Genomic DNA, 1,018 nt, shown 5'->3' on the forward strand with positions numbered 1-1,018 from the left:
AGCTTGTGAGGCCACAGGTGTGGGTCCGACAGCAATAAGGCGTTGGGTGACTCAACTCAGGCAAGAATTTGAAGGTATTACACCATCAGGAAATGCCATTACCCCAGAACAACAACGCATTCAAGAGCTCGAAGCCAAAATAAAGAAGATTGAATGGGAGAAAGACATTCTAAAAAAGGCTACCGCTCTCTTAATGCAAGACAGCATCAAACGATAGCATTAATTGAATCGTTATCAAGAGAGCAGAACATCGTTAAACAGCTTTGCTGTTTATTTGAAGTGCCCCGTAGTAGCTATCACTATCACCTTAAACATCGTGGTTTAGTGAAACCTGAACGAGCAAGATTACGCCAAAAGGCCATCTCAATACACAGTGATAGCCGAGGTGCAGCAGGCGCGAGAACAATAGCTGGCCAGCTAAATCAGTCAGGTGAAAATGTGGGTCGCTATCAAGCGGCGAGCCTAATGAAAGATGCTGGGCTCATTAGTAGCCAGCCCAGAAAACATCGCTATTCTGTCGCCAGTGAAGACTCAAAAATAGCCCCTAATTTGTTAAAGCGTCAGTTTAATGTAGAAAAGATAAACCAGGTTTGGTGTGGTGATGTAACCTATGTGTGGTCTGGAACCCAATGGCTCTACTTAGCTGTGGTCATGGATTTATATGCCAGAAAAATAGTGGGTTGGGCTTGCTCGGATAGCCCGAATACAGATTTAACCTGTGCCGCATTAAGGATGGCATTTGAAAGTCGTGGACGGCCAATAAACGTGGTATTTCACTCAGACCAGGGTTGTCATTACAGTAGTCTTCAATATCGACAGATGCTCTGGAAATATAACATCACTCAAAGTATGAGCCGACGAGGAAATTGTTGGGACAATGCAGTAATGGAACGATTTTTTAGAAGCTTCAAAACGGAATGGATGCCTAAGCATGGTTACAATAATTTTGATGAAGCAGAGCAAGATGTACTGAAGTATATATTGAAGCACTACAATACAAAACGCGGGCATAGTTATA

At 43.1% G+C, this 1,018-nt stretch carries 2 protein-coding genes; both read left to right on the top strand.

All coding sequences use genetic code 11. From position 1 onward, the window contains the following. Window positions 1-217 (top strand): transposase (locus IEY48_RS20270; protein ID WP_373293759.1); only part of this gene is annotated, 217 nt, incomplete at its 5' end. Next, on the top strand, window positions 154-1,018 hold an 865-nt coding region (locus IEY48_RS20275), incomplete at its 3' end, for an IS3 family transposase (protein ID WP_188923343.1). The genes IEY48_RS20270 and IEY48_RS20275, both read left to right, overlap by 64 nt.

Source organism: Shewanella saliphila, from assembly GCF_014648295.1.
GTDB lineage: Bacteria > Pseudomonadota > Gammaproteobacteria > Enterobacterales > Shewanellaceae > Shewanella > Shewanella saliphila.